At 68.8% G+C, this 25,536-nt stretch carries 19 protein-coding genes; 12 read left to right on the forward strand and 7 right to left on the reverse strand.

Features of this window, described 5'->3' with window-relative positions; translation table 11 throughout:
- Window positions 1–314: 314 nt before the first annotated feature.
- Both ABEA43_RS52440 and ABEA43_RS52445 read left to right on the forward strand, forming a co-directional pair.
- The gene (locus tag ABEA43_RS52440) at window positions 315–2,672 is read left to right on the forward strand and encodes a hypothetical protein (RefSeq protein WP_345574062.1); all 2,358 of its coding nucleotides are present in this window, start codon (window positions 315–317) and stop codon (window positions 2,670–2,672) included.
- Window positions 2,673–2,830: 158 nt separating this feature from the next.
- Entirely contained in the window at window positions 2,831–3,799 is a 969-nt protein-coding gene (locus tag ABEA43_RS52445) for a pentapeptide repeat-containing protein (RefSeq protein ID WP_345574064.1), read from the forward strand.
- Between the two features lie 405 nt (window positions 3,800–4,204).
- On the opposite strand, the gene ABEA43_RS52450 is transcribed toward ABEA43_RS52445, so the two are convergent.
- Complete coding sequence (locus tag ABEA43_RS52450) at window positions 4,205–4,912, reverse strand: hypothetical protein (protein ID WP_345574066.1); 708 nt, start codon at window positions 4,910–4,912, stop codon at window positions 4,205–4,207.
- A 188-nt stretch (window positions 4,913–5,100) separates the two neighbouring features.
- Window positions 5,101–5,259, reverse strand: a complete 159-nt coding sequence (locus tag ABEA43_RS52455; RefSeq protein WP_345574068.1) for a hypothetical protein — start codon at window positions 5,257–5,259, stop codon at window positions 5,101–5,103.
- A 119-nt stretch (window positions 5,260–5,378) separates the two neighbouring features.
- On the opposite strand from ABEA43_RS52455, the gene ABEA43_RS52460 reads away from it, so the two are divergent.
- The 3 genes from ABEA43_RS52460 to ABEA43_RS52470 all read left to right on the forward strand — a co-directional run bounded on the left by ABEA43_RS52460 (window position 5,379) and on the right by ABEA43_RS52470 (window position 6,484).
- Window positions 5,379–5,726, forward strand: a complete 348-nt coding sequence (locus ABEA43_RS52460) for a hypothetical protein (protein WP_345574070.1) — start codon at window positions 5,379–5,381, stop codon at window positions 5,724–5,726.
- Window positions 5,727–5,790: 64 nt separating this feature from the next.
- Window positions 5,791–6,024 (forward strand): hypothetical protein, encoded by a 234-nt coding sequence (locus tag ABEA43_RS52465; protein ID WP_345574072.1) that lies wholly within the window; start codon window positions 5,791–5,793, stop codon window positions 6,022–6,024.
- A gap of 115 nt (window positions 6,025–6,139) precedes the next feature.
- Entirely contained in the window at window positions 6,140–6,484 is a 345-nt protein-coding gene (locus ABEA43_RS52470; protein WP_345574074.1) for a hypothetical protein, read from the forward strand.
- A 3-nt stretch (window positions 6,485–6,487) separates the two neighbouring features.
- Here ABEA43_RS52470 and ABEA43_RS52475 read toward each other — a convergent pair whose 3' ends face one another.
- Entirely contained in the window at window positions 6,488–7,954 is a 1,467-nt protein-coding gene (locus ABEA43_RS52475; RefSeq protein ID WP_345574076.1) for a hypothetical protein, read from the reverse strand.
- Window positions 7,955–8,050: 96 nt separating this feature from the next.
- On the opposite strand from ABEA43_RS52475, the gene ABEA43_RS52480 reads away from it, so the two are divergent.
- Complete coding sequence (locus ABEA43_RS52480) at window positions 8,051–8,305, forward strand: helix-turn-helix transcriptional regulator (protein ID WP_345574078.1); 255 nt, start codon at window positions 8,051–8,053, stop codon at window positions 8,303–8,305.
- Window positions 8,306–8,361: 56 nt separating this feature from the next.
- Here the strand turns inward: ABEA43_RS52480 and ABEA43_RS52485 are convergent, their stop codons facing one another.
- The gene (locus ABEA43_RS52485) at window positions 8,362–12,279 is read right to left on the reverse strand and encodes a DUF4365 domain-containing protein (RefSeq protein WP_345574080.1); all 3,918 of its coding nucleotides are present in this window, start codon (window positions 12,277–12,279) and stop codon (window positions 8,362–8,364) included.
- A gap of 225 nt (window positions 12,280–12,504) precedes the next feature.
- Between ABEA43_RS52485 and ABEA43_RS52490 the strand changes: the two genes are divergently transcribed.
- Both ABEA43_RS52490 and ABEA43_RS52495 read left to right on the forward strand, forming a co-directional pair.
- The gene (locus ABEA43_RS52490) at window positions 12,505–13,587 is read left to right on the forward strand and encodes an ImmA/IrrE family metallo-endopeptidase (protein ID WP_345574082.1); all 1,083 of its coding nucleotides are present in this window, start codon (window positions 12,505–12,507) and stop codon (window positions 13,585–13,587) included.
- Between the two features lie 28 nt (window positions 13,588–13,615).
- Window positions 13,616–14,803: a hypothetical protein gene (locus ABEA43_RS52495; RefSeq protein ID WP_345574083.1), complete on the forward strand. Its 1,188-nt coding sequence runs from the start codon at window positions 13,616–13,618 to the stop codon at window positions 14,801–14,803.
- On the opposite strand, the gene ABEA43_RS52500 is transcribed toward ABEA43_RS52495, so the two are convergent.
- Window positions 14,778–15,404 carry a hypothetical protein gene (locus ABEA43_RS52500; RefSeq protein ID WP_345574085.1) on the reverse strand — a complete coding sequence of 209 codons (627 nt, stop codon included), beginning with the start codon at window positions 15,402–15,404 and terminating at the stop codon, window positions 14,778–14,780. The genes ABEA43_RS52495 and ABEA43_RS52500 overlap by 26 nt on opposite strands.
- The gene (locus tag ABEA43_RS52505; protein WP_345574087.1) at window positions 15,401–15,805 is read right to left on the reverse strand and encodes a hypothetical protein; all 405 of its coding nucleotides are present in this window, start codon (window positions 15,803–15,805) and stop codon (window positions 15,401–15,403) included. Before ABEA43_RS52505 ends, ABEA43_RS52500 begins: the two co-directional genes overlap by 4 nt.
- Before the next feature lie 208 nt (window positions 15,806–16,013).
- Here ABEA43_RS52505 and ABEA43_RS52510 point away from each other — a divergent pair, with 208 nt between their 5' ends.
- From ABEA43_RS52510 to ABEA43_RS52520, 3 genes are all read left to right on the forward strand, one after another.
- Window positions 16,014–17,243 (forward strand): exonuclease domain-containing protein, encoded by a 1,230-nt coding sequence (locus ABEA43_RS52510; RefSeq protein WP_345574089.1) that lies wholly within the window; start codon window positions 16,014–16,016, stop codon window positions 17,241–17,243.
- Window positions 17,244–17,512: 269 nt separating this feature from the next.
- Window positions 17,513–18,403 (forward strand): bile acid:sodium symporter family protein, encoded by an 891-nt coding sequence (locus ABEA43_RS52515; RefSeq protein WP_345574091.1) that lies wholly within the window; start codon window positions 17,513–17,515, stop codon window positions 18,401–18,403.
- A gap of 332 nt (window positions 18,404–18,735) precedes the next feature.
- Window positions 18,736–21,939 (forward strand): BTAD domain-containing putative transcriptional regulator, encoded by a 3,204-nt coding sequence (locus ABEA43_RS52520; RefSeq protein ID WP_345574093.1) that lies wholly within the window; start codon window positions 18,736–18,738, stop codon window positions 21,937–21,939.
- Window positions 21,940–22,074: 135 nt separating this feature from the next.
- Here ABEA43_RS52520 and ABEA43_RS52525 read toward each other — a convergent pair whose 3' ends face one another.
- Window positions 22,075–22,788 (reverse strand): alpha/beta fold hydrolase, encoded by a 714-nt coding sequence (locus ABEA43_RS52525; RefSeq protein WP_345574095.1) that lies wholly within the window; start codon window positions 22,786–22,788, stop codon window positions 22,075–22,077.
- 164 nt (window positions 22,789–22,952) lie between these two features.
- On the opposite strand from ABEA43_RS52525, the gene ABEA43_RS52530 reads away from it, so the two are divergent.
- Entirely contained in the window at window positions 22,953–25,520 is a 2,568-nt protein-coding gene (locus ABEA43_RS52530) for an FAD-dependent oxidoreductase (protein ID WP_345574097.1), read from the forward strand.
- Window positions 25,521–25,536: the final 16 nt, after the last annotated feature.

Raw genomic sequence — 25,536 nt, forward strand, 5'->3', positions numbered from 1 at the left:
AGAACGTTTCTCCGACAACCACTGCGACCCCGGGCGACGGTTCGGGCCATCACGTTCGCCCAGACAGTCCTACGGGGCGAGCCTGAGCCGTCGGCCTCGGCTCTAGTCTCGCGCCGCCAACAGGAGGGCCAGCGTCTGTTTTCATCCTGGCCGCTCTTCTCACATGTGCACTATGCCGAAGGGTGTTCGCGCGGTTGGAGTACGGACCGCGTCCAGCCGCGGGGTCGGTCCGATGCCGAAGGAGTCTTCGACCTCCTTCATGGACGGCGCGGAATTTAGGCTCATGGCCATCCACTGTCCTGTTGGAGGCCTCCGTGCCCTCGCCTGATCAACTGTTCGCCAAGCTGCGGGCCAGGCAGGCGCGGGCCTGGCTCTGGGTGCAGACGCTGATCCTGCTCGTCCAAGCTTCGGGTCGCAGGTCTGGAGGCGACGTGACTCCTCATGGAGCCCGTCCAGGGCCGGTGCCATCGGGACAGCGCCTGAGCCGGTTGACCGGTGAGAGCGCCGAGGGCGGCGGTGTTGCGGACGATCGCCACACGCACGCCCGGGACGAGGTGCGGCGCGATCGCGTGCTCTGGCCGGCCTATGCCACCGCGGCGCGGTACCTGGTCGGGCTCGCAGTGCCTGCCGTGGCGGTATTCCTGCCGATCGGCCTGCTCGCGGCATCGGCGCTGGCCCTACTCGCGGACGGGTCGGTGGCGGTGGTCGACGGCGACTTCGAGCTGATCGGCGCGCCTGATACGTCCTTGCTGGCGTGGTCGGCGGCGGTGCTGGTCGTCTCGGTGGCCGGGCAGGCGGTGGCGCTGCCCGCGACGGTGGTGCTCGCCACCGCGCGGCTGGTCGGCAAGGGCGTCTCCAACTCCGGCGCGATGCGGGCCGCGGCTCGGCGCTGGCCCGCGATGGCAGCGCTCGTTCTGGTCGGCGTGGTGGCGTTCACGGTGGCTCTGGCGGCCGGGCTCGGCGTTCTCGTGTGGACCGGGGCGCAGGTGACGGCCTATGCCGTGGTGGCGGTCCTGACCCTGTCGGCGATGCCGTGCCTGCTGGCCGTGGCGCCCGTGGTCCTGGAGGGCCGGTCGGCGAGGGGCGCTCTGGCTCGCGCGTATCGGCTGACGGGCGGTGCCTCCTGGGCGACGCCGTTGAGGCTGGCCTTTGGCGTTGTGCTCTTGCCCGCGCTGACCGTGGGGGCGGTGAACTGGGCGGTGTCCGGGCTGCCCATCGTGCCGGCCGTGGCCGGGTACGTGCTGGCGCTGGCCACCGTGCCGTTCCAAGGGGCGGTGATCGCCCGCCTGTTCCTGCACCGGCTGGTCATCAAGGGGACGCTCGCCGAGTTCAGGGAGGTCGTCGACGGTCTGCCGGCGAGCACGCCACGGCCGGCCGGGCGCGTGCCGGTGCTCGCGGCGCTACTCCTGCCCGGCCTGCTGTACGGCGGCGCGGTGCTGATCAACCCGCTCAGCTGGCTGCAGGTCTCCGAGACGGCCGTCACGGGGAACTGGTCACGTGACCTGGACTCCGAGCTGGCTGAAGAGGATGGGCATCCGAAGCCGGAGCTCGAGACGGCGGACCTGCGAGCCTTGTATGCGGGACCGGGCGGGCGCATGGTCATGCTCCTGGACGGCTCCGCCGAGGCGCAGCTGCTGACCTGCATGGACAGCGGCTGCACCCGTACCCGGTTCACCCGGGCCGAGCCTGCCGATGCTGCCGGCGGGTACACTGCGGCCGGCTCCCGGCTGGCGGACGGCCGTCTGGTCGTGTCGACGTGGGCTCAGGAGGGCGTGAACGAAGACGGGCTGGTCTCGGAAGAGAGCTGGCGTGCCCGGCTCGGGCTGCTGATCTGCGACGAGACGGGCTGCGTACCGGCGCCGGACGGCAAGCCGATCACGGAGGTGACGCAGTCCAGCCAGGACAGGATGGTCGCCCTGGCGGCACGGCCAGGCGGCGGTCTGCTCGTCGCCCAGCTCCACGAGTTCCCCTTGAGCGAGCGGGACGCCGACCAGGAAGGGCTTTCGATCACCATCTGCGACGATCCGGCCTGCACCCGTCCGCGTACCAAGGAGATCGCCAAGCTTCCCGCCGACAGACACGTAGCCGGTGGGCGTGGCCTTGTCGCGGGCGTGGGTCCCGACGACCGTCCCGTCATGCTGCGCTTCGACCGCGACACCGGCTCGATCTTCGTGATCTCCTGCGATGATCCTGCCTGTGTCCGGGCGCGCGTGGGGCAGCCCGTCCAGGCAGGGTCGCTCGATTATGCGTCCAGCCGCGACCGCGGGGCCGTCACTGTCATGGCGGTTCGGGCCGACGGCCGGCCCCTGATCGCCTACCGGGACGTGCGCGACGGCGCGATCAAGCTGCTGGACTGTCACACCCGCGAGTGCTCGCGGGCCGACACCGCCACGCTGTCCGAACCCGGCCGTAACACGGCGCCGGCGATCGCACTGGACCGGCATGGGCGGGCGCTGGTGGCCTACCAGGACCTCGACCGCGAACGGATCGTCATCGCCGCCTGCACGAGAACCCGCTGCACGCCTACTCCGGTCACGACGATCCGGCGCGGCGGGGGTGACGGCCTGGCCATGGCGCTGGACGGCCACGGCCGGCCGATGATCGCCTGGATGGACGTCGAAGGCTGGGACGAGTGGGACCTGATCGTGACGACGCCGCTCAATCTGCCCTGACCCGCGACAGCGCACGCCCGTGAGCCCTCTCAGGCCGGGCACTGACCAAACGGTCTGGAGGGATGGGAGATCAGCCGATCACATCTGGGAACGTGCATCATTTCCTGACACGCTGAACGTCGGTCACGGTTGACCGGCTGAGGGCAAGGGGAGTCGGCTTGTCGAGACGCATTCAGGTGGCGGTCATCGCCGGTGTCCTCCTCGGAGCGTTGCTTCTCCTGCTCGCCGCCCTGTTGTACGTTCCCCGCCTGTTCTTTCCGCCGTTGTCACCCGGCGAACTACGCGCCGTCTCGGGCGCGGAGACGCGGATTCAGCTGCAACAGGCGCAGGCCGGGCTGCAGAGCGGTCTACGAGGGCAACTACTCCAAGCCTTCGGTGGTCTGTTCGTGGTGGCGGGCATCGTCGCCGCCTGGCAGCAAGTGCGGGTGGCGAGAGAAGGACACCTCACTGATCGGTTCAGCCGTGCGATCGAGCATCTCGGCAGCGATACCGTGGACATCCGTGTGGGCGGGTTGCACGCACTGGAGCGCATCGCCATCAACTCCTATGCCGACCGCCCCGCCGTCGCTGCCATCCTGGCCGCTTACGTCAGAGGGCATGCTCCATGGCCCGTGGGCGCGCCGAAAGGGCCCGTACATCCGGGTGAAATCGACGATGATCTTCCATGGTTGTCGAGCCGTGCTCCTGACGTCCAGATCGCGATGCACATCCTCGCCCGTCTACCTCATCACGCCGACGTCGGCGATAGGTACCTGTCCCGGGTGGATCTGCGGCGGATTCAACTGAAGGGGAAGCTGGATCACACCAACTTGCGTCACGCGACCTTGAACCGGGCCTGGTTAAGGGGGATCTCGCTGCGCGGTGCCGACCTGACGAACGCCGACCTACGGCAGGCAAAGCTCGAGAGGGCGGATTTGGCCGAGGCTCGGCTCGAGAGAGCGCATCTGCAGGGCGCCCGCCTGCGTGGAGCCGTCCTTCGCGGAGCGGACTTGCGCAGGGCTGACCTGAGCAATGCCGACCTGAGTGATGCCGACCTCAGCGGAGCCCGTCTTGAGGGAGCCAAACTCGACGACATCATCGCCAGCGCGGGCACCCGGCTGCCGGTAAACGAGGCCGGGCAGGGGTAGGTAGGATCGGCCTCAAGACGGTGATCAACGCGGACGGCCAGGTTGCCCCATGGGTGTTCGTGCCAATTCGGCGAGGGATGGTCACGGGTCGCATCGTGGTGCAGACGACGGCGGCTCGGGCTCGCTGAACGATGATGGGAGCGCCGGTCGACATTTGGTCCTGGCATGGACGATCAGCGGGGCCGTTCACCGAGGTTTCTCATCCTGTGATGGACGCTGCCGTCGGATTTTGTCACGTTTCGATGTCCTTGTCCGGTCAGCTTGGGGAAACGGACCGGTAGCAACACCGACACCGCGCTCCGAGCCGACCGCGCGTTGGCAGGTGCAAGGACCTGTAGATCCAGCAGAAAGCCGCCCTCCCCGCACAGGGGAGGGCGGCTTCTTCTCGCTGTACGTCAGGGTCGGTCAGGCGCGCCTCCACCGCCAGTACGGGTCGCTGTTCTTGTACAGGCACTTGTACTTGCGGTTCGTCACCTTCGCATACCCGTACCGGCCGTGCGCGGCCTTCGGGCAGAACGCGCCCGGTGTGATGCAACGCCACACGTTCCCGTCCCGCTTGTACGTGCACGCCGCCGCGGCGGCGGGTGTTTGGATGTGGACGGCAGCCGAAGCGGCCTCAGCGATGGCTACGGGCGCGACTAGGACGGCACCGGCGAGCGCGGCGGAGACGAGTAAACGCTTGAGCAACGGAGGCTCCTGTGCGGCGGGGGATGGAACGTGACACAGGTGAGACGAGTTCGCATACCGCCAGGTTGACGCCTGAATCTGTCCAGATCTGGACATCCGAAGGCCCCACCTGTCAGTCGTCCCTTCTCGCGGTTGTCGCAACACCCCGGCTTGGGGAATGCGATCAAGTTCAAGATCCGCGAGATCCGGTGCCCTCAGGCTCAGCGGAAGCTGACCCGTGAGTGGTCTTACGCGGGGTGCGCGGGCGAGCCAGAGCGCCGAGCCGGATGCCACTACGGCCAGGACCGCGGCCGCGAAGGCGGCGGGGTTGCCGTTCAGGGCGTGCACGAGCGTGTCGTCGGCCTGGAAGAGGCCGCTCACCCACAGCAAGACGATCAGGCCGGCGGTGGAGCGGCGGGCCAGCAGGACCAGCAGCGCGCCGCTCACCGCCAGCGACCTGATGGAAGCACGCCCGCGCGAACGTCTCCACTCCCGGTGTCACCGGCGAGCATGCGGGCAGCGCGAACGCCGGGTCGGCGATCACGATGACGGAGACCGCGAGGGTCATCAGGGTCGCGGCGACGGTGAGCGACGAAGATGCGCTCACCCATGGCGCAGCGGCTCCAGCGGACCGGTCAGGCGTTCGGGCCGGACGCCCAACCCCACGCCCTGCCGACCAGGTGCGGGAACCCGGGCCACCGCCGCAGGGTCCGCAGCGGCTGCGGCAGCCATAGCGGGGCAGCCGCGATGTCGCCGCCGGTGATGGAGGCGGCCACGAGACGCTCCTGCGCCAAGCGCTGCACCCCTGGGTGAGACGCCCAACCCGCCAAGGCAGGAGACCAACAGCCCCCGCCACCAACTTTGCGCGCCCACAGCCTCGGCAAATACCCTTGCGCTTGCATAGGCTGCTGCGATGGCGATCGATGCACCTGGTAACCCGGTCCAAGAGCTTCCCTCGGAGGCGGAAAAAAGGGCCCTTCTGGAGCAACTCCTCGGAGTGCTTGGGGTGATGACCCGCCAAGAACTGTGTGAGGTCGTCGACCGCGTCTGCGGTTCAGGAACAGCGGACGCTGTACTTGCTGAGCGCCGTCGCCAGGCGGATGAGGCGCGGCAGCTCGTTCAGCGGCAGTGGGAGGAGCGTTATCGAGACGATCCGGAAGGCGCTGCCCGAGCTGAAGCGCGCGTCCGTAGAACGATGGCACGGATCAAGGCGCAGACCGACGAGATCGAACAGGCGCGTGCATCCCGTCTGACTCCTTAACCTGCCCCATGTCTGTGCGGCCGATCAGCAGCGCCAGTGGCTGCGAAGACCGGACGAGTGAGCGATGTGGACCCGCACCGAACCCGTGGCGGAAATCGTTGTGGACGCCGACATCAGCGACTTGATCTGTTTCAACATTTTCGCCGGCGCCATCGAGGCCCAGGGCAAGCTCGGCATCGATCCCGCCGGGGCAAGATCCCGTGGACGGCGACGGCTGGCGCCCCGCCGCAGCCGTGTTGGCCTCGTTTACCAGACCGGGGGAGTCGGCGGGTATGCACAACCCCGGTTCGTCGCCTGATGCGCCCCATGAGCCGATCGTCAGCGGATCATGGATGTGCCACGCGACGCTGACGTCCCTGGAAGGTGGTCGTGGACGCCGATACGGTGGGGTGCGAACAGGTTGGAGGTCGCCGGTGTCCACCCCGCCTCATGAGGGCGAGGCGCTGATTCCTCGTCCGCCCCTGACGACGGCTGCGTTGCGGGCCGCGGTGGCTCAGATCGCGCCGGCCTATCTCGGCCAGTTCGTCGACCATCTCGACCTGGCGACCGAGCAGGCCGCACGGCAGAGCACCGTCGCGCCGCTGCACGCGTTTCTGACGCAGTGGGGCGAGTTCGTGGCGATCCACCGCCGCCCCGCGACGGCTGCTCGCCTTCGCGCATTGGAGCAGCGGGTGGCCGCAGCCACCGACCGGCAGGCGGTGACGGCGGCCTTGGCCGAGATCCGGGAAATCACCGACGCCGCCCGCCGTGACCGATAGAGGTCAGCTCGGCATGCCGGTTGCGCCGCTACCGACCATGTCGCTGGCGGGGCTTGGCTGCGCGTTCGAGGTGAGGATCACGTGGAAGACCTCGCGTGGCGGCAGGTCGGGATCCTGGGGCGTGTCATTGGCGAGCAGCCAGTCCAGGGCGGTGGCCAGGAGGCGTGGCTCGACGAGGTGCCCTCGGGTGTACAGCACCCGCCACGGTGAGGGAGGTGACTTCTCGACTTTCCAGATGAGGGTGTTGGTCGCGCTGTCGTGGGAGGTCAAGATGCCGATGTCTTGCCAGAAGGCCAGCAGATCGGCCATGGTCTCCAGGGGCGGGTCGTCGCACGCCTCGACCAGGGCGGAGAAGCCGGTGTGCCACCGCTGCCACGCGTGGTGGTCATCGTCCAGGTGGCGGCGCAGGACCTGGACGGCCGGGTGCTCATCGAGCTCCGGGGCCTGACCAGCGGCGGGCAGGGCGAGAGCGGGGGGCCGGATGCCGTCCCAGATGCTGGATTCGAGCCATTGTTCGGCGCTTGACCACCGTTCCGGCCTCTGCTCGGTGGCGATGATGGCAACGTCGGTGATCGTGGCGCGAGGCCAGTCCAAGAGGGCGTCGATGATTTCGGCTGAGCGTGGGCACAGCGCCGGCCAGCCGGTGTCGTACAAGGCGAGCATCGCCTGCTCGTCTTCGGCGAAGGCCAGTTCGACGTGGTCGTCGACCAGGGCGGGCCGGCGGGGGCGGCCGGGTGGACTGGGCAGTTCCAGTCGATGCGGACGGCGGCCGTAGTGGTCGGCCCACCGTGCGGCCAGGCCGATCCGCTGCTCGTCGAGGGCGTCTTGGATGGCTCGCAGGCGTCGATCTTGCGCTGCGCGTAGTTGGTCGCGGCGCTGTCGTTCGGCGGGGGTGAGGTGGATGCTGCAGTGGGCCGAGCCGATGCCGGTGACGATGGTCTTGGTGCAGCGGTCCTTTTTCAGGGTGGTGCCGGCGCATTGGGCGTCGGGGTCGGGGTCGTCGCGCAAGGCGGCATCGACGTCGTTGCTGACGTGCGGATTGATGGGCGGCCGCAGCATGTGCAGGTCTGGGCGTACGTCGGCGGGATCGGTGCCGGCTTCGCGCGCCTGGGCGAAGATGGAGCGGCTGCGGGGCGGGCCGCTGCTCCAGGCGGGGGCCAGGGGGAGTTGGGCCTCCATGATCGCGGTGGCGTGCGCGGCGTTGAGCAGCATGTCGCTGGCTTCGCTGTGGATCTGGAGCTCTTCGCCGAGGTTGAGCCGCAAGCCGTTGATCAGTTGCAAGATGCTGCGGATCTCCCACGACAGCTGGGCGGCCTGCATGAGCAGCCAGGCCGGGGAGATGTCGCCGTCGCGGGTGTGGCGCGGCGGGGCGATGATGCGGGCCGGGTAGGGGCGGTCCTGCCGTGAACGGGTCATGCGTTCTTCTCCAGGGGCGGCGACATTACCTGCGCGTGCGGTGGTGCGCTGCATGCTTGCACGTCAACGCGGCACCGCCGGCCCCCACAACCAGCATTTGTACCAACGTTGGTACAGACCTTGGGTGATCATGCAGGCCAACGTGGGTGAGTGCCCGATCCGATCACGCCACGCCTCGCTGAGCTGCGCAGACAGTTCGGCCTACGGCTGCGTGAAGTCCGCGAAGGGCACGGTCTGACTCAGGAACAGCTGGGCGAACTGGCCGACGTCGACCGTAAGACGATCAACCGGATCGAGAACGGCATGTACAGCCCGCACCTGGACAAGGTGTTCCAGATCGCCGATGCGCTGCGGATGCCGACCAGGGATCTGTTCGAGTGGAGTGGAGCGCCGGAGCATCAATGATGCACCGGTGCCAAAGGGATAGCCCACGCGATCGACCAGTCGCTGCCGCCGAGTCCCTACGTTGTGCGGTGCTGATCTTCCTGGCGGGCTTCGGCCAGGGCGTAGGCGCTCCCGACGAAATCGTCCGCCTCCCTCGTGAGCGCGTCCACCTCATCCGCAGGCTGTGCCCGCGCCTGGAGAGTTTCCAGGAGGACCGCAGTGATGTGGACGCGCAGCGCCTCAGGGGCATCTGAAGCGCCGGCCCGCATCGGTTCTTCAGTCAGGCCGGCGCGGATCGCGCCGAGTTGGCGTGCTTGACGCAGTCCCGTCTCGGCGGATGGCAGCAGCTCGCTGAGTCCTTGCCGGGTCAGGCCTACGGTCTGTTCGGCGACCAGGCAGGTCAGGCGTGCCGCACGGATAGGCGCCTCCTGCGGGTGGGCCGACCCGGCGAAGCCGCATGCCCCGCACAGCAGCCATCCTGCGACGGCCTGCGGTTCCTGCCGGTGAACCGCCCGGATGAGGGTGAGAAAGGTCTCCAGCGTTTCGAGGGGCTCCCGCCAGGCGCCGGGACGAGCGAAGGGGACGGCTGCGCTGCGCGGCCGCCAGCCGTCGGACTGGGCTTGCTGGCTCAGCAGATCCGGGTGCAGGGGCAGATCCACCACATAGTCGGCCAGGAAACGGCGGTGGTCGTCGTCCGTAGTGTCGGCCAGCCCCTGGTCGTAGAGAACATGCAGCAACGCCAACGTGCCGAACGTCGGGATATCCGCCCCGGCGGCTATGGCGCGCAGGACGACATCGTCGCTCCACAGAGGAGAGCCTGTCTCCAGAGCGAGTTGGACTGCCGCCAGCCAGGCACCCTCGCGCTGCGCGGTGAAGGTCGGGCTCTGTGCCACCAGGTCGGCATCGAGACCGCCGGTCATGAGTTCCGTCACGAGGGTCAGATCCGCCACCGGGACGATATCCGTGAGCCCGGCCGCTTCCACCAGCTGTTGCATCCGGCCACCCAGATGGTCTCTGGCTTGTTGCGTGAGCTGGGACACACGCAGGCCGGAACCGGGTTCGACGCCGATGTTCATCGACGATTTCCGCACCTGCTCGATGGCGATCGTGGTCATCATGAGGTCGTCGAAGCACGGAGACGGAAGGTGGACCGAGGCGAAGCGCGCACGTAGTTCGGCGAAGCCGGCGACGGTTTGGGTGGACAGGTACAGCGTGCTGGTGTCGATCACCACGACCTGGTCCAGCGCGGCCCGAACGGCTGCTACCTCCGCGTCGAAGCGTTCGGGGTCGGACTCGCCTGCGGGAATGCAGCCGGCCGCACGTTGTAGCAGCGCCAGCGTGTAGGGGCGGTTGAGCTGGCTGGCGAGTAGTCCGAGCGGGATGGCGCCGGCCAGGACCTGGGTACGCAGGTGTTGGGCGAGGCGGGCGCGCGGCTCCAACATCTGGCGCAGCGCCTCGGGATCGGTGATGTCCTGGAGGTCGATCGGGCGCAGCGGCCCGTCCGGGTGCAGGCGCAGGTGTGTTTCGAGGGTGGCCTGGAGCCGGGCGCTCAGCGCGGGTGGCAGGACGAGGATGGGCGGCGGGGACCTGGGGGGCGAGTCGTCCTCATGGGAAGGTTCGCCGGCGGCGAGGAGGATCGTGCTGAGCACCTGGCCGGTGAACTGGGTGTGCTCCGGAAAGCGTTCCACGAGATCGAGCAGTTCCTGGACGGTATCGGCTGACCATCCCGTCCGTGGCAGCACGGCCGCCTTGAGCTGCGCCTGCGTAAGGGTGAGCACCGGCGGAAGCAGCGCCGTGTAAGCCCGAAGCGCGAGAGCGGGCTGGTAGGCGAACCAGCGTGCGCCGATCAGGCTCCAGGCGTACCCCGCCTGCTCAGCCGTCAGCGGTCCCGTGCGTGTGCCCGCCTCCGGCACGGTCTGTCCTGGCGCGCCCGGGGTGTCGCCTTCGGTGAGAGCGGCGACGGCATGTTGCTCGACGGCCGTCCAGTCCTGCCGGTTGTGGGCGTCGTTCAGGAGTTCGCGGCGCAGCGGCTCCCGTACGGCCTGGGGGAGAGCGGACCGGCTCAGCAACAGCAGGGCCCGGTATCTCCACTTGTCGTGCTGGCCCGTGCGCTCAAGGATCCGCAGTGCCCGCTGCAGGAACTCGACGGCGCCGAAGCGGGCGGCCGCGCGGTCGCACGCATGGACGGCTTCGGTGTGACGTTCCAGCTCGACCAGGGATTGCACCAGGGCGGCCGCACCGGACAGGGACCGATCGGCGAGTTGCCGCAGCCGCATCAGGCCAGTTTGGTGGTGACCTTTGGCAATGTCGGCACGTGCGTGCATGGCCGATGCCTCCTCGTCGGTGACGATCGCGCGGGCCACGAGGTCGTCAAGACCGGGCAGCGGCCAGACGCCGAGTTCCGCCAGCGACCTGAAAGCGATCATGAGTTCTTCGAGGGCATCGTCATCAGCCACCTGCACGACGTGGTTCCACAAAGAAATGAGGTCACTCGGTTCGGCGGCCCGGGCGTCGGCGCGGACGGCCTTGAGCACGGCGACGCCGACGGGACTGCTCACCTTGGCGACCAGGTCGTCGGCCTGAGGGTGACCGAGTTGCAGCGCGACCCGGGCGGCGGCCTGCGCCAGGTGCTCAGCGGCGGCCTCCCGGGCGTTGGCCTGCCCGTGCGGCTCCGGCAGCGCGACGGCGATCGCGGCGTCGAAGTCGCCGGTCAGCACGTGAGTATGGAACAACACGTGGGCCGGGTGTTCACTGGGTCCGCCCCAGCGGCGCTGCTCGGCCCGAGCGCTGTCGGCGAGCTTGCGAGCACGGGCGATGTCGCCTTCGTGCAGCGGGCTCATGCCGATGCTGGCCCGCTGAGCCAGAGCCCTGGCCAGTGCGATCCGGCCCGAGTCACTTCGAGGGAAGACGGACACCAGCGTCTCGAGCCAGGTGACGGCCGCGTCAAGATCGCGACTGGCAACGGCTTGATCGGCAAGAAAGCGCAGAGCCGTACCTTCCGACCGAACGCTGCCGTCTTCGACGGCCGCGGCAATGCTGGCGGGAAGAGCAAGAGGTCCTCTGCCGCCAGCCTTCTCGCGCTCGAGCAGGGCAAGGCCGAGGTCGGCCAGGAGCCGGCCGTCCGGCGATTTGGCCGCCTCGGTCAGGATCGCTGTCGCCTGTGCTGAGTCGGAGCGGATCAAAGACAGCCCGGCGAAGGCTCGCCACCGCTGTACCGGGGTGGCTCCCGCGGTCACGGCACGGTTGAAGAACGCCGCCGCCTGAGGCTCCAGAAAATGCTCGTTGGCGTAGTCGGCCACCGACGCCCATAGCTGCCACCCCCATTCTTCGGTCGGCCACCATGCGGGGGTTTTCGCCAAAAGGGTGGAGACCGCCTCGGCCGGCGGACTTGCCTGCAGGAGATCTGCCAGCCGTTCGACGGCACGCGCCCCAGTGGTGTCGCCGTCTTGCAGGGCACGGCGCCGGGTGTGTCCGAGCCGGTCACGCGCCTCGCCGGGCAGGCGGTCCAGCCATCGGGCGAAACGCTGCTCGGCCGGGTCGCCGTCCTCGCGCGCCGGGCGTGCCAGGCTGGTGAGCATAGGCACGCTGGCCTGGTCGATCTGCTGGTCGGCCGGGACGGTCACCTTCCAGCCTTTGCCCGTGGAGTCGGCTGCGTCGTGGGAGAGCGACTGCCAGTAGAGCGTTCCCGAGACGGGGTCGTGCAGGACGATTACCACGGGGATGTCGTAGTCGAACCAGTATTGGGCGTGCTCGTCAGTGAAACGAAAGATCCAGCCATCGCGAGTCGGCTCGCTGAACCAGCTCTGGCCGGACTTGATCTGTGCACCGAGCAGACGCCCGGCGGTGTGGCCGTTCTCGACGAGCTCGAGGATGGCATCGACCCCGAAGTCGTTGACCGGCTGTTCTCGGCACAGCCAGCCGAGACGTTCGTGGGCCGCCTTGGCCAAGGCGGCAACGCCCGCACGCTCGACGTGCACAGAAGCATCGACCCGCACAGCCACTCCTTTGTGAGCCGGCTTGGATGGAGGGCTCCCGCGAGCCAGGTCGAACAGCCTAGCGAACCGGCGCCGACGCTATCCCGTATGACCAAGAGCGCTACGTGCTCCGGCGAAGGGGCGAGATCCACCGACAGCGTGGTAGGCCATTCCAACGTGAGGAATATTTTGGTGATGTAATCTGAGGGATAGAAGAGCGGTGGATGGCGTGAACAGGAGCGCGGTGTGGCCCAGGAGACGGCGCATGCGGACATGCTGACGCTGGCTCGTGAGTCCCGCGGGATGACCCAGACCGCGCTCGCCCACGCCATGTCGGCCCTGGCGGGAGAGTCGATCAGCCAGGGTTACGTGAGCAAGGCCGAAGCGGGCCGCCTCGCCGTCGAGGGCGACCGCCTGACCGTGTACGCGCGCGCTCTGGGTTACCCGCCGGCGCTGCTTCGCCTGGATGCCGAGCTGACCGGGGTCGGCATCGGGCTGGTGCACCACCGCAAGAAGGCCGCGCTGGGAGCCCACGCGCTGCGCCGCATTCACGCGCAGCTCGCCCTGGGCCGCCTGCAGACCCACCGTCTCCTGCGGGCCCTGCCCGCCGATCCGACCCTTCACCGCTTCGAGCACATCGCCGTGAACGACTTCGACACCCCTACCGAGGCGGCACAAACCCTGCGCAAGCTGTGGGAGGTTCCCGCCGGGCCGATCGCCCACCTGGTCGGGATGATCGAAGGTGCCGGCGGACTGATTCTCGTGCGCGACCTCCAAAGCCGTGACCTGGATGCGGTCAGCCAGTGGAACGGCGCGGAGCGCCCGCTGTTCCTGCTGGGCGCGCACGCTCCGGCCGACCGGTTCCGGTTCAGCCTCGCCCACGAGCTCGGGCACGTGATCATGCACCCCGAGCCCGGTGCCACCCCACAGCAGGAGCGGCAAGCCGATGAGTTCGCCAGCGAGTTCCTGATGCCCGCCGCGGGCATCGGCGGCGAGCTGAGCGCAGGCCTGGATCTGTCCCGTCTATCGGTGCTGAAGCGACGATGGGGCGTGTCGATGGCCGCCTTGGCCCGTAAGGCGCTCACCCTGGCCGCCATCAGCGAATGGCAGTACCGCAACCTGATGATCGAGATGTCCACGCTCGGCTACCGCACCCACGAGCCCGGCGACATCCCACGCGAACTCCCGCAGGCCGTGCCCGCCGCGGCGCAACGCCTCATCGCTCAGCACGGACTCCACCGCGCCGCCGAGATCGCGGGACTACTCGCTGAGGAGTTCACCCACTTGTTGCTGCCCCACCCCGGCCCGCCCGGACACAACCCCGCCTGACACCGGTTACGTCTCACGAGGTGAGCACATGGACGACCGCACCAGCGCACCAGCCCCTACCGTGGCGAGTTCCCTGCTCACCTCGCCGCCCGACCGCGGTAGAGCCGGGCGCGCCATCACGCAGCGCGCCCTGACCTTGGAGCGCGCCAACCTGCTGCTCCAAGCGCCCGGCTACCTTCATCCCGATCACGGCGGCCTGGTGGTGTGCGGTACCGGCTGCTCGGCGCGGCTGCACGCGCTGCGGCGAGCCTTTTCCGGCGTGCTGGCCGAAGACTGCGCCGCGTACGAGAAGGAGGTCGCCACCACCGACGCGCCGTTCTGTCTGCCGCAGGATGCCCTGTTCGGCGGCGACTTGGACAGCGCGCTTCAGGAGCAGCTCGACAACGGGGCGTCCTTCGCCATCACCCCGACCCGCTATATCAAGGCCGGCGATCCTGCGGCCTTGAAGGCCGTGGTGAAGGCGGCTGGGGCGCTGCAGCGCGACGACGTCGTGGTGACGCTCCCCGTCTCGATCGGGTGGCTGCGGCCGGAGGCGCGTGTCACCCTGGTGGCCGCGATCCGCGCGATAGAGCACCCGGTCGCGCTGATCCTCGGCGGGCAGCGTGACCCGCTCCAGCAGTTCGCGGCCGCCCCTCAGCAGCTTCGGCAACTGCTGGCCGACGTACCGGGCACCGGGCTGTGGCGTACGGACCTGGCCGGGTTCGACGCGCTGGCGCACGGCGCCGGCTTCGCCGGCATCGGCGCGGGCGGCTCCTTGCGGCACCTCGTCCCCGCCGGGGAACGCACCGAGACCTCCGGCGGCGGAGCGAACTACCCCGCGGTGCTGATCCCCGAACTGCTGCGCTTCAGCAGCGCCAAGTTCATCGCCGACTCCTACGCCAACGCCACCCCGCCCCGCTGCACCTGCAGCCGCTGCCAGGGCAGGGCGCTGGACGATTTTCTCGGCCTCACGAACCCGGTGAAGGCGGCCGCGCACGCGCACAACAGCGCCACCTGGAACGCCTGGCTACCCGATCTACTGGAGCAGCCCACGCTAGCCGACCGGCAGATCTGGTGGCGAGCCCGCTGTAAGCAGGCCGTGAACGCGCACGCCATGGAGAACACCCGCATCAAGCAGCCCAACCACTTCAAGCCGCCCAGGCCGCTGGAGAAGTGGGCCAGCCTGCCACTCAGCACCGACAGTCAGGCCATTACACCCTCGCTGGCAGCAGATTGATCTGCTGGTACGCCTCCTCCAAGAACAGCCAGCTCGCGGCGGTGAATCTGCGGAGTTCGAAGGGCGCCGGCGGGACCATCACATGCGATTCGCCGTCGGCGTCGACGATGACGCCGATGCCATAGAAGTCGGCTTCCATCCGCAGCACATCGAGATCACGCGGCGGCGCGGAAAGCAGCATCGCGCGTGCACAGAACGGCGCGAACCGGCCCGCCCGCTCCAGGCCCACGCGCCACGATCGGGTCGGCACGACCGCCAAGCATGCCTTGATCGGGGGAACCGCCAAGCGGGTCACGCAGCCCTGGTCCATGTGTATCGCGCCGTTCGGGAGTCGGTGCAGGGCATCGGAAGCCGCCCGTTCGACGGCCGACAGCGGCAGTGGCGCATTCACCGGCAGATCCAGCAGCACTCGCAGCGCGTCCGGCGAGGTGATGGCCGCTGGGCCGGTGCGCCGCCGCCGTTCGATCTCGATCTGATCCGGCTCATAGTGCAGCAAGACCGAGGTGCCCTGCAGCACCACGCGTGACCACGAACCCCGGTTCAGGGTGAACTCCGGCGCGTCGGCGACGGCCTGAGGAAAGGCCTCCGCGGCGCCGGTCACGTCCTCACCCTCTTCTGCTCGCCCACATCGTTCATATCCGTCCCCGTGATCCGGTCGTAATGCCCCCGCAGGCCGTCGACCAACCGCCCCAGAGGCTCCCAAAGGGCATCGCCGCCTGCGCGGCGATACCAGCGCCGCCGGTCCCGCCCAACCTCCGTCACCCTGGTCACCATCCGCAGGGCCAGCAGATCGCGCACCACGGGGTAGTACACCGCCGATTGCACGCCTTGCCGGACGGCCAGCCTCCCGAGATTCACCTGACCATCCGGTGCGCTGGCGAACGCCTCCAGCACCTCCAGCCGATACCGGTTGCCGAACATGCAGGCAGAGACCGCACGGATGTCATCCAGATCCGCTCCACGCACCCCTTCACTATAGTGATTAACGAATCCGTAATCCATGGCAGATGAGGTGTTGCCTGCTTGCGGTCCTCGCCAGCTACCTCGCCCCGGCAGAACCGGGCCCAGTCGGTGTGACGACGCACGAGCATACGCCTCTTCCCGTCGTCTGCGACTCCTCTGTCACGAACCCATCACAATGCGTACGCGGCCGAAACCGTGGAGATCCCACCCGCGATGGTCCCTACAGGGCACGAAAAGGGGGCATCAGATGGACAGCAGCCAGCACGGTTACGCCGTCATCGACCTGGAGACCACGGGACTGCGGCCGTCGTGGCACGACCGGGTCATCGAGGTCGCCGTCGTCCTGCTCGACCCGCTCGGGCGGATCACCGGCGAGTGGAGCACCCTGGTCAACCCACAACGTGACCTGGGGCCGCAACACATCCATGGGATCAGCGCCGCCGACGTCCGGCACGCCCCCGGCTTCAAGGACATCGCCGGGGCGCTCACCGAGCTGCTGCGCGGCCGGGTGCCCGTGGCCCACAACCTCCGCTTCGACCTGGGCTTCCTGCACGACGAGTACGCGCGGGCCGGCACCCCGATCCCCGACCTGAGTCCCTTCGGCATCTGCACGATGACCGAGGCCATCCGCTTCCTGCCCGCCGCCCCACGCACACTCGCCGGCTGCTGCGCGGTCGCCGACATCTCGCTCGACAACCACCACGACGCGCTCATCGACGCCCGCGCCGCCGCCGCGCTTCTGCGCCACTACCTCAGGCTCTCCCACCCAACCTCGCCGTGGACTGCATGTCTCACGGCCGCCGCCGGACTCGCCTGGCCAGTCATTCCCCGCAGCGCCGCCACTCCGGTACGGCGGGGCGCGTCGGGCGAGCGCGACAACCACTTCCTGGCCCGGCTGCTGGACCGCCTGCCGCGCGCGTCCGACACCGTCCGGGCCGACCCGTATTTCGCTCTGCTCGACCAGGTGCTCCTGGACCATCACATCTCGGCGACCGAGGCCGACATGCTGATCGCCCTGGCCGCACGGTTGGACCTCAGCCGCGCCGACGCGCTCCGTCTGCACCACGACTACCTGAACGCCTTGGCTCACGCGGCCAAGGCGGACGGCGTCGTCACACCTGCGGAACGCCACGAACTCGACCTCGTCGCCGCCCTGCTCGGCCTGCCGCCCGCTGCAGTTGAGCAAGCCCTGGCCGCTGCCGCCCCGCCTCAGCACCCTGCCGTCGGCGGCTTCCGCCTGCAGCCGGGTGATCTCGTCGTGTTCACCGGGGACATGGCAGGCGGCCGCGAACTGTGGGAAGAACGAGCCCGCCAGGCCGGCTACGCCGCACACTCCAACGTCACCAAGCGGGTCCGGCTGCTGGTCGCCGCAGATCCCGACACCATGTCGGGGAAGGCGCGCAAGGCCCGCGCCTACGACATCCCCATCGTGACACCGGACGCCTTCGCCCGGATGAGCGCTGCAGCCGATCGCTAGCAGGCCGCGCCACGTTGATCCAGGAGTCCGGGCACCGGCTGGAGCACAAGATCTGCCACGGCAACGTCAGCAAGCACGCCGGGAAACCGGCAGCATCCCTCGCCCCGAGCGACATCGCTGAAGCATGGGAAGGAGGCTCCGCCTCTGGATTGTCTCAAGACCGACAGAAGCTGCTCGGAGCACAACGTCAGCAAGAGACGGCCCCAGCCTCTTTCTTCTGGAACTTGACAAGCCTTGGGCTCTGCCAGGGCTTGTCAGCATGCCGGAGAATGTCCGCCATGGGCTCCTCATGGATCTTGGCCAGTCTGCCTTTTGCCATCGGCATCGTCATGTTCGGCCTGGGCCTCAGCCTGACCCTGGACGACTTCCGGCGGGTGGGCCAGTATCCGAAGGCGGCCGTGCTCGCGCTGCTGTGCCAAATCGTGCTTCTGCCGGCAATCTGCTTCGGCCTGGTGCTCGCCTTCGGGCTTCCGCCGGAGCTGGCGGTCGGGATGTTGCTGGTCGCGGCGTCGCCTGGGGGCCCTGCGGCCAATCTGTTCAGCCACCTGTTCGGCGGGAACGTCGCGCTGAATGTAACGCTCACCGCGATCAATTCGGTGCTGGCCGTGGTCGCCCTGCCGATCGTGGTGAACCTCTCGGCCGGGTACTTCCTGCCCGATGGGGCTGCAATCGGCTTGCAGTTCGACAAGATAGTACAGGTCTTCGCGATGGTGGTCGTACCGGTCGTGATCGGGATGCTCGTGCGCGCGTTGGCGCCGGAGGTGGCGCAGCGGCTCAACCTCCCCGTCCGGGCACTGTCGGTCGTGGTCCTGGTCGGGGTCATCTACGCTGTGCTGTACTCGGAGCGGGAGAACCTCCTCGGCTATTTCGTCTCGGTCGGGCTGGCCGCATTGGCTTTCAACATCGTGAGTCTGCTGATCGGCTACAGCGTGCCGCGCCTGGCGGGCGTCGATCATAGAGCGGCGACCGCGGCCGGGTTTGAGATCGGGATCCACAACACCGGGCTCGCCATCACGGTCGCGCTGAGCCCGACGCTGTTGAACAGTGCCGAGATCGCCATTCCGGGTGCGGTGTACGGCATTGTCATGTTCTTCACGGCAACCGGGTTCGGCTGGTTGATCAGCCGTCGAGCTCGAAGGCCGGTCGTAGAAGCCTCCTGAACAGACAGGCGGCGGCCACAGCTTGTCGCCAAGTCCCAGCCGAACGCGGGCCGGCTGCCCCGCCTTGCGACGGTTCCCGGACAACATCTGGGACCGAGCTTCGACCTGGACGTCGTTCGCCGTACGGGCAGGGGCCCACACTGGGCTGGGTCGTGACCGGCCCCGCCTGCCTACTCGTCGAATCGGCCGAGCAAACGTCGTACGAATCCGCGGCCTCCACCTCGATCGGCCGACCCTTCTACGATCTATCCCGGGCCCATATACTCGTGCACGCTGCCGTCTGACACAGGTCACACGCGGACAAATCTGTCATGTTCATCCGGGGAGTCGACGTGACCGGGCTAACCCATCCCGTTAGGCCCGACGGCGAAAGTCCGCCGACCGGTGCTGGCTCGTTGCGCCTGCAGGTCCTCGGTCCGTTGCGGCTGTGGCGCGATGACGCCGAATTGGACGCCGGCCCCCGGCAGCAGGCGCAACTGCTGGCCCTGCTCCTGGCACGCGTGGGCCATCCGGTCAGCACCAGCGAATTGATCGACCTGATCTGGGCCGATGACGTCCCCACCAGCGCGCGCAACGTCGTGCAGAAGTACGTCGGGGCATTGCGGCGGGTGCTCGAACCCGTGGTCCCCGCCCGGGCAGCCGGTACGTACCTGCACCGCCGCGGCAATGCGTACGTGTTCAGCGCCGGCCCCGGCACGCTGGATCTCGTCACGTTCCGGGAACTCCTCAAAGCCGCCCAGGCCGCCCTCACCCGGCAAGCTCACGAAGCGGCGCTCGACCACTACGTCGAAGCGCTTGGCCTCTGGCGTGGCCCCGCGGGGGACGGACTGTCCTTTGCATCGACCGCGATGTCGATCTTGGCAGCCCTCGACGACGAGTTCTACGAGGCCTGTGCGGCAGCGGCCGAACTGGCCGTGTCGTTACGCCGGCCTGAGCGGGTGATCCGGCCGTTGCAGCTGGCCGCGTCGATGGCCCCGTTCCATGAACCTGTACATGCCGGCCTCATCACCGCCCTCGGCGCCGCTGGGCGGCAGGCGGAGGCGCTGTCAGCGTTCCATGCGGTCCGTGACCGCCTCGCCGAAGAACTGGGCATCGACCCCGGCTCGGTGTTGCAGGCCGCGCACCTGCGAGTGCTGACGCAGGCCCCGCCGTCGCCGGTGGCGACGGGCACGGAGAGTGAGAGTGACCACGCACCGGCAAGGCAGGCAGCCGGACTGGTCGGCCGGGGCGAGGAACTCGGCGTGCTGTGGCAAGCCATCGAGGCGGCGCTCACCGGTCGCACCGGGCTCGCTGTCGTCGAAGGGGAACCGGGCGTGGGCAAGACACGCCTGCTGGAAGAGGCCGCCGCCGCCGCGGACCAGCGTGGCGCGCTCGTCGTCTGGGCCTCCTGCCTCGAGGGCGACGGAACCCCATCGATGTGGCCATGGGAGCAGGCGCTCGCCCTTGTCCTCGACAGCCTGCCCGCGTTGGCGCGCGAGAAGTGGCTGGCCAGCGAGCTCGGTCGCCTTCTCGAACCTCGAGACGATGACGCCGCGCCCCCGGTTTCCGGCGGCCGCGCCCAGTTCCGCCTGTTCGAACAGGTCGTCACCTTCATCGGCCAGGCCTCGGCCGCACGGCCGATGCTGCTCGTTTTAGATGACCTTCAATGGATTGATGCCACCTCGCTCCAGCTGTTCGGCCACCTGACGGGCCGGCTACCCGCTGGCACCGCGATCATCTGCGCCCTTCGCGACCGCGCACCCACACCCAGCCCCGACCTTTCGCGGGTCATGGCCGCCGCCAGCCGGTTGCCCAGCCATCGCAGGATCCAACTCGGCCCGCTCAGCCTGGCTGACGTGGCCGAACTCATCCGCCGTGAGACCGGCCACGAACCCGGCGCGGACCTCGCCCGCAACCTCCACGTTCGCACCGCCGGCAATCCTTTCTTCGTCTGCGAACTGTATCGGCTCCTCAGCGACCGCGGCGCGCTCAGCGACGGCGACGCATCCGCTCGGGGCGGGGTGCCGTCCACCGTGCGCGACGTCGTCCGTGATCGGATGACGGGCCTCGACGACAGCGCTCGCGACCTGCTGCGCGTCGCCGCGCTGATCGGCCGCGACGTCGACCTCGGCTTACTCGCCCGCGCCGCCGGTGTCGACGTCGCAGCCTGCCTTGAATGCCTCGAACCGCTGCGCGCGCTCGGCCTGCTCGCCACGGTGCCGGACGATCCGTTCTCGTGGAGCTTCGCGCACGACCTGGTTCGCGAATCGATCATGGAGACAACGGAGCAGCTGCCGGCCATCCGGCTGCACCTGCGTATCGCGGACGCGCTCGAAGAAAGCCAAGCGGACGACGAGTCCATCACCGAACGCCTCGCCTTCCACCTGTCTGCCGCCGGCCCCCTCGCCGATCCGGTCCGTGCCGTGGAGGCGCTGAAGCGCGCCGGTCGTCGCGCGGCGACCAAGCTCGCGTTCGCCGCCGCCGATCGGCACCTGGAGTCGGCCGCCCAGATCGCGCGGACCGCCGGGCTCCCGGAACTCGAGCTCTCCGCCCTCTCGCTACTCGCCATCGCCCCGCGCCGGCAAGCCGGATTCGGCGGCACCACGTTCGATCTGCTGGAACGTGCGGAACACCTGGCCCGCCAACTCGGCCGGGAGGTGGAAGCCGCCGGCCTCCTCTTCGCTCGCCTGTTCGGGGCCTACACCTTCTTGGAGTGGGACCGCGTCCGCCTGGTTCGCCGCCTGTACGAGCAAGGGGAGGCGTCTTCCGATCCGGTCGTCCGTGTGTACGGCCGGCAAGCATGGGGCCTGCACCAGTGGGACATCGGCAACATCGGCGAGGCATACCAGTGCTTCAGTGAGAACAACCCCGCCGTTCTCGACGGGGTCGTCTCCCCGCACAGCGAAACCCCGATCCGGCGTGATGTCTCGGGTGAGTGGCCCGGCTGGCAGGCCGTCGTGACGGCACTGCACGGTGATGTCGCGACGGCGGAGACCATCATCGACAGGTGGAACGGCCCTGACGACGCGTATGCGGTCGCCACCTGGGCCTACTACACCACGATCATTGCTTCGATGGCCGGTGACGCGGGCTGGGTGATGCGCACGATCGAGCGATGGATGGCCGTGGGTACCGGCCGCGCCGCCATTCAGCAGGAGCACTACATACGGCTGAACTGGTACTGGGCCCGTGCCCTCGTCGGCGATGACCCGGCCGGTATCACGGCGGAGGCCGAACAGCTCCTGGCCGCGACGCTGGTCGACCCACCGCGATGGGGTGTCGCGTACCACTACGGACTGATCGCCGAGATGCGGCTGGCCGCCGGGATGCCGGGCGAGGCGGACATCGCCCTCGACCGAGCGGACGAGGCTCTTGATGCCTACGGTCAACGCTACGCCGAAGGACTGGTCCTGCTGCTGCGGGCGCGCCTGCTCCACGCCCGCGGCGAACCCGCCGAAGTCGTCCGAGCCGCGGCCGAGAAAGCCCGCGACCTGTCCAACGAACGCGGGTCTCACCTCTTCGCCCGCCGCGCCGAGAAGTTCCTTGCCGAGCTTTGATCACACCGCTCAGCGCCAGAACGCTCTGGGAGAGGTGATCGGAAGCAAGAGCCGAGGCCAGGTTTTGGTGAGCAGGTGAACGGGGGCAGGCGGAGGATGCAGTGACCTCCGTAGTGGTCAGCGGAGATGCGCCTTTCAGGTATTTTCACGCGCCGCCCTGTCGATGAAGGCCGCAGTCGTGCCCGGATGTGAGACGAACACCAAGTGCGAGGCACCCTCGACGATCTGGACCTTCGCGCCGGAGCGCTGGGCCATGAACTCCTGCGCCGCCGGCGGGATGATCCGGTCGGCGCCGCTGATCAGGTTGTAGGTCGGGATCGTGTGCCAGGCCTGCGGGCCGGCGGCGGGCTCGCCGAGGGCGGCGCCGGTGGCCGGACGCTGCGTGATCGCGAAGAGCGCGGCCTCTTCGGCGGGCAGATCCCCCGCGAAATGGGGATGGAACACGCGCGGGTCGATGTAGAGGTCGACCTGCCCGCCGGGCAGCGGCACGGGTTTGAGGGACTCGCCCACGGTGCTGCCCGGGAACTTCTCGACCAGCTCCTGTACGCTCTCACCCGTCTCCGGCACGAATGCCGCCAAGTAGACCAGCGCCTTCACCTCGGGGTTCCCGGTGGCGGCAGCGGAGACGACGGCGCCGCCGTATGAGTGGCCGACCAGCACGATCGGTCCCTCGATGTTGTCCAGCAGTGCCTTGACCTGCGCCGCGTCGGAGGAGAGCCCCCGAAGCGGGTTCGGCGCGGCGGCGACCGGATAGCCGTCGGCGAGGAGTCGCCTGACGATCGCGGTGAAGCCGCTGCCGTCCGCGAAGGCTCCGTGCACGAGCACGATCGTCGGTTTCCTGTGTGCCATTCCTCCACCTCTCATGACGTGATGGTGGAAGGCTACGGCGGCGGACTGAACGGGAAATGGACGTGAACGAGCGTCGTTCCGCGACGGGATTCCCAGATCGTTCCGTCCGCGTCAAGTCAGCTCCGCCAATCTGACCCCGCAGGACGGACAAGCCGGGGGTGTAGATGGTCGCGTACGAGGAAGTCGATGTCGTCGTGATCGGTTCGGGTATGGGCGGTCTCGCCGCGGCCCGTACGATCGCGCAGTTCGGCGGGAAACAGGTTCTTGTTCTCGAGCAGCACTACACGCTCGGCGGGATGACGCACGAGTTCTCCCGGGCCGGGCGATACCAGTTCGGCACCGGGCTGCACTACATCAGCGCGAACGCCGGCCCGTTCCTCGAGTTCATGACGGACGGGCGGGTGCAGCTCTCGCCGCTGCCGGACGACTACGACGTCCTGCACTTCCCGGGGTTCGATTTCGCCGTCCCCGCCACGAAGGAACGGTTCAGGGAGCGCCTCGCGGAACGGTTCCCGGCTGAGGCCGACGCCATCGACGGCTTCTTCCGGACCACGCGCCGAGCCATGGCCGGGCTCGCGGCGCGCAATGTCTTCGCGTCCATGCCCGCTGGCGTGCGAAAGGTGGGCTGGCCCATCGTCGAGCGGCTCTTCCCGTCGACGTACCGATCGGTGGGGGAGCAGGTCTCCCGAAGCTTCCGCGATCCGCGGCTGCGGGCCGTTCTTGCCGCGCGGTGGGGACTTTACGGCATTCCGCCCGCATCGAGCGCGTTCGGCTATCACGCCGCGGTCCCGCTGACCTTCTTCATGGAAGGGACGGCGCATCCTGTGGGCGGCCCCAAGGAGCTCTCCCGGATCATTGTGGAGATCCTTCAGCGGTACGGCGTGGTGCTGCGCCCCCGGCAACGGGTCAGCGAGATCGTCGTCGAGCGGGGCAAGGTGGCCGGTGTCGACGTCGAGGACACCGCCACCGGCCGGCGCTACCGCGTACGGACGAACACCGTCGTCTCGGCGGCCGGGGTGCGCAACACCTACGCCCTGATCGGGAAGAGCCAGGACCTGGGGGATCTGCCCGGGGAACCGTCGGCGGTCATGCTGTTCCTCGGCATGGACCGGTCGCCGGCCGCGTTCGGGATCCGCGGCGAGAACCACTGGTTCATGCCGGACCTCGACGACCACGACGGCTTCCGTCGCCCACCCGGGGAAGGCACGCTGTACGTCTCGTTCGCCTCGCTCAACAACCCGGCCGCCCGCTTCCACACGGTGGAGGTGCTGGAACTCGTCGATCCCGCTGTGGTCGACCAGTGGCGCGGGACGCCTGCGGAAGAGCGGCCGGAAAGCTACCGCAAGCTCAAGGGCGACCTGACCGAGCGGCTGATCGCCCGCCTGGAGGAACGATGGCCCGGCTTCCGGGACGCGATCGCGTTCGCCGAGCTCGCGACCCCGCTGTCGTTCGAGACCTATCAGCACAGCGTCCTCGGCTCCTTCTACGGTCTCGCGGCGACTCCGCAACGGCTGCGGTCACCACGGGCGGGATGCCGCACGCCTGTCAAGGGTCTCTTCGTGGCCGGGCAGGACGCCTGGGGCTCCGGCGTGGTCGGGGCGCTGGCCGGCGGGCTGATGGCCGCCAACGCGGTGCTCAAGCCGAGGCAGCTCGGAGCCATGTGGCGAACCGTCCGCTCCGGCGGCATGGCCCCGGACCCGGCCACGCCCTGGCAGGGATACCTGCGGGTGGCCGCGATGGAGACGCTGACTCCGACGGTCCGGCGCATCCGCCTCGAACCCCTGAGCATCGGCGCGATGCCGTTCTCGTTCACCGCCGGGCAGTACCTGAAGGTCGACCTGCCTGTCACCGTCGAGCCGATCGAACGCTCGTACTCGATCTGTAGCGGCCCCGGGGAGACCGGCTTCGTCGAGATCGCGGTCAAGCACGAGCCCGACGGGCTCGGCTCGACCTTCCTGCACGAAAAGCTGGCGGTCGGCCAGGCGCTGCGGGTGAGCGGCCCGCACGGCGAGTTCACCTGCGAACCCGCACACGACCTGACGGCCGGAACGCTGTTGCTGATCGCCGGGGGCGTGGGAATCACACCACTGATGAGTGTGCTGGCCGCCGACGCCGGTCACACAGGGCGGATCGTGTTGCTGGCCAGCTCCCGGACCGAGGACGAGGTCGCCTTCCGGCCGGAGACCGAGGCGCTGCGGGAACGCCTGCCCGGGCTCGAGGTGTCGATCTTCGTGACCGGACGGAACGGCCGGATCGGCGCCGACGTGCTCCGCGCGCACACCGAAGACGTCTACCGGGTCCACCTCTGCGGTCCCGCATCGATGATGCAGGACCTGATCGGTCACCTGACGCATCTGCGGGTGCCACGCGAGGCCATCCACACCGAGGCGTTCGTGTCCGGCCGGAGCAAGGAGACCCGTCAGGAGAAGGCGCATGCCATCGCCCTGGCCGCCGCGGCGGCCGGCGTCACCGCGTTCACCATCGGCATGGCGGGCGGCAACCCGGCCTTCCCCTGCCACCCCGGGCAGTCCGTCCTCGACGCCGCCAACGCCGCCGACGTCCCGCTGCCCCAGTCGTGCGGCGAAGGCGCTTGCGGCACCTGCCGCGTACGGGTCCTCTCCGGCGCCTACGAGAGCGACACCCGGGGGATGTTCTCCACCGACGAGCTGGCCGCGGGCTGGCGGCTGGCCTGCCAGACCCTACCCACCCAGGACCTGATGATCGCCCCATAGCAGCGCCTTCCGGGTG

Source organism: Nonomuraea rosea (assembly GCF_039539705.1).
Lineage (GTDB): Bacteria > Actinomycetota > Actinomycetes > Streptosporangiales > Streptosporangiaceae > Nonomuraea > Nonomuraea rosea.

Coding starts and splice junctions, on each gene's coding strand:
- ABEA43_RS52475 (WP_345574076.1), bottom strand. CDS start 7,954: ATGCAGCGCACCACCGCACGCGCAGGTAATGTCGCCGCCCCTGGAGAA.
- ABEA43_RS52495 (WP_345574083.1), top strand. CDS start 13,616: ATGGACGACCGCACCAGCGCACCAGCCCCTACCGTGGCGAGTTCCCTG.
- ABEA43_RS52530 (WP_345574097.1), top strand. CDS start 22,953: ATGGTCGCGTACGAGGAAGTCGATGTCGTCGTGATCGGTTCGGGTATG.
- ABEA43_RS52460 (WP_345574070.1), top strand. CDS start 5,379: ATGGCGATCGATGCACCTGGTAACCCGGTCCAAGAGCTTCCCTCGGAG.
- ABEA43_RS52525 (WP_345574095.1), bottom strand. CDS start 22,788: ATGGCACACAGGAAACCGACGATCGTGCTCGTGCACGGAGCCTTCGCG.
- ABEA43_RS52515 (WP_345574091.1), top strand. CDS start 17,513: ATGTCCGCCATGGGCTCCTCATGGATCTTGGCCAGTCTGCCTTTTGCC.
- ABEA43_RS52505 (WP_345574087.1), bottom strand. CDS start 15,805: ATGGATTACGGATTCGTTAATCACTATAGTGAAGGGGTGCGTGGAGCG.
- ABEA43_RS52465 (WP_345574072.1), top strand. CDS start 5,791: ATGTGGACCCGCACCGAACCCGTGGCGGAAATCGTTGTGGACGCCGAC.
- ABEA43_RS52510 (WP_345574089.1), top strand. CDS start 16,014: ATGGACAGCAGCCAGCACGGTTACGCCGTCATCGACCTGGAGACCACG.